This is a genomic window from Pseudomonas agarici, assembly GCF_001543125.1.
GTDB lineage: Bacteria > Pseudomonadota > Gammaproteobacteria > Pseudomonadales > Pseudomonadaceae > Aquipseudomonas > Aquipseudomonas agarici.
This window is the reverse complement of the sequence record NZ_CP014135.1, coordinates 221,871-224,313: the sequence shown is the minus strand read 5'-3', so window position 1 is coordinate 224,313 and position 2,443 is coordinate 221,871. Positions and strand designations below refer to the sequence as shown.

Genomic DNA, 2,443 nt, shown 5'->3' with positions numbered 1-2,443 from the left:
TGTTCTTCACGTAGTCGGCGTGGCCCGGGCAGTCAACGTGAGCGTAATGACGCACAGCCGAGTCATATTCAACGTGAGCAGTATTGATGGTGATACCGCGAGCTTTCTCTTCCGGGGCGCTGTCGATTTTATCGAACTCAACCTTGGCCGAACCGAAAACCTCGGAGCAGACACGGGTCAGCGCAGCAGTCAGAGTGGTCTTACCATGGTCGACATGACCAATGGTGCCAACGTTGACGTGCGGCTTATTACGTTCGAACTTTTCCTTAGCCATCGAAATCACCCTTAGGAGAAGAATTGAGCAAGCTACATCGACCATTAGAACAAAGGCAGATATTTTCATATCTGCCTTGTTTTATATGGAGCTCTTGAGCGGACTTGAACCGCTGACCTCACCCTTACCAAGGGTGTGCTCTACCAACTGAGCTACAAGAGCGAAAAATTTTGCATAAACAGCAAACTTGGAGCGGGTAGCGGGAATCGAACCCGCATCATCAGCTTGGAAGGCTGAGGTTCTACCACTAAACTATACCCGCGGAGTTTGCTGCTTCCGCTGAAATTATGGTGGAGGGAGAAGGATTCGAACCTTCGAAGTCTGAGACGTCAGATTTACAGTCTGATCCCTTTGGCCGCTCGGGAACCCCTCCAATCGAGGCGCATTCTACATCACGCCTAACCTCTGTCAAGCAATTTCTCATTTAAAAATATGAGGTTAGCTGCGTTGACCACGCTCTGCAGCGAGTCCCTCAAGGGGTGTTCACTGCAAAGCGGGCGCCATTCTATGCAAACTATTCGGCAGTTGCAATGCCTTCGCACAACATTATTTTATGTTTTAACTCATTGAATTCTTTAGCAAGATTCTGCAGAACGGCGTCGCCCAGCAAATGTCGACTTTCGGGTGCGATGCGCAGCCAGAAGCCCGTCGAATCCGGAACATTCACCCGCTGTACCCGCGCCTTGATATCCATCCCCTGCAAACGCTGCTGAATCGACTGCGCGACATCCTGACGGGACACACCTCCCAGATACAGACATTCGGAGTTCGCCTCCTGGCCTCTGGCGGCAGCTTTGCGAGCCCCGGCGTTATCCGACTCGCTCAGCAGCTGGATATCCTGGTGCGCACTACGATAGAGCGCCAAAGGAGTTACTTCCTTCGCCCTCAGCGGGGCCTCCTGTTGATGCCAGACGTAATAAACACCATTGAGTACCAACAACAACAGAAACAACCAACGCATAGAGACCTCAGCTCAACGGGCCGGCAATTGCCAGACCGACACCTACCAGATCAGGCACACACCTGGCTCTGGAAACATTACCGCAGTCCCGCTCAAGAATCATTGCGCAAGCGCAGGCTGAGCTCGCCACCGCTGAAGACCTGCTCGAAACCGCCGACCCTCAAACGCAGCGCACCTTGCTGATCGATACCCAGCACAGTGCCGTCGATAACGCTCGTACCAGCCACCAACGAGACTTCACGGCCTTGCCACAGATGATTCTGCTCCCACTCCGCCTGGATCGTGGCGAAGCCCGACGCCTGGTGTCGCCGCAGATAACACTGAAGCTTTTCGCTCAGGGATGCGATCAACTGATTGCGATCCACCGAGCGTCCCGTCTCAAGCCTGACGGATGTCCACTGCTGATCGACCTGATCGGCGACTTGCATGTTGACATTGATGCCGATGCCAAGCACCACGTGACAGACATCAGCCGGATCACCGACAAGTTCCAGCAGGATACCGGCGATCTTCTTGCTACCCACCAGAACGTCGTTCGGCCATTTCAGGCCCGCCCCCTGGATCCCCAATTCACGCAACACCTGCAATGCCGCCAGGCCAACCACTAGGCTCAAGCCCTCGAGCTGCCGCATTCCTCCATCAACCCTGAGCAACAAACTGTAATAGATATTTTCGGCGAATGGGCTGACCCACTGACGCCCGCGACGCCCCCGACCTGCCGTCTGCCGCTCAGCCACGACAACAAAAGGTGCACGCACAGCGCGCTCGACCAATCGCAACGCTTCGGCATTGGTCGAATCGATCGATTCATAAACATGTACCGACCAGGTCGGCGAGGGTTTGGCAGCAGCGATTGCTTGCCGATCAAGCAGCATCAGGGGAGAGGCCAATTGATAGCCACGACCACGAACCTTATGAATCGACAGCCCCAGTTCAACCTCCAGCTGCTGAAGCTGCTTCCAGACAGCGCTGCGACTGATGCCCAACGCTGCCCCGAGCGCCTCTCCAGAGTGAAACCGGCCATCTTTCAGGAGTTTTAACAACGTCAGCATGCAGATCTCGCCTCACAATGAGGCACGCATGATAGCCATGAGCCGGAGCCTTGCATACTACAGGAGACGACCTGCCAGCCATGGAAGATCTGTAACCACGCCCCGCCCAAAGCTCCCGCTCAAATTTTCGCGCAAAAAAACAAAACCCCTACCTGC

General features: G+C 54.8%; 3 protein-coding genes and 3 tRNA genes. All 6 read right to left on the bottom strand.

Going from position 1 to position 2,443, the window contains the following annotated elements; all coding sequences use genetic code 11:
* Positions 1 to 274: GTP-binding protein (locus AWM79_RS00990; protein ID WP_244159609.1), on the bottom strand; the 274-nt coding region annotated here is incomplete at its 3' end.
* Between the two features lie 86 nt (positions 275 to 360).
* Positions 361 to 436, bottom strand: a tRNA-Thr gene (locus tag AWM79_RS00985).
* Positions 437 to 462: 26 nt separating this feature from the next.
* Positions 463 to 536, bottom strand: a tRNA-Gly gene (locus tag AWM79_RS00980).
* Positions 537 to 562: 26 nt separating this feature from the next.
* Positions 563 to 647 (bottom strand) — tRNA-Tyr (locus tag AWM79_RS00975).
* 141 nt (positions 648 to 788) lie between these two features.
* Positions 789 to 1,235 (bottom strand): hypothetical protein, encoded by a 447-nt coding sequence (locus AWM79_RS00970; protein ID WP_060781947.1) that lies wholly within the window; start codon positions 1,233 to 1,235, stop codon positions 789 to 791.
* 92 nt (positions 1,236 to 1,327) lie between these two features.
* On the bottom strand, positions 1,328 to 2,287 hold the full coding sequence (gene birA / locus AWM79_RS00965) for a bifunctional biotin--[acetyl-CoA-carboxylase] ligase/biotin operon repressor BirA (RefSeq protein WP_060781946.1): 960 nt from the start codon (positions 2,285 to 2,287) through the stop codon (positions 1,328 to 1,330).
* Positions 2,288 to 2,443 lie beyond the last annotated feature (156 nt).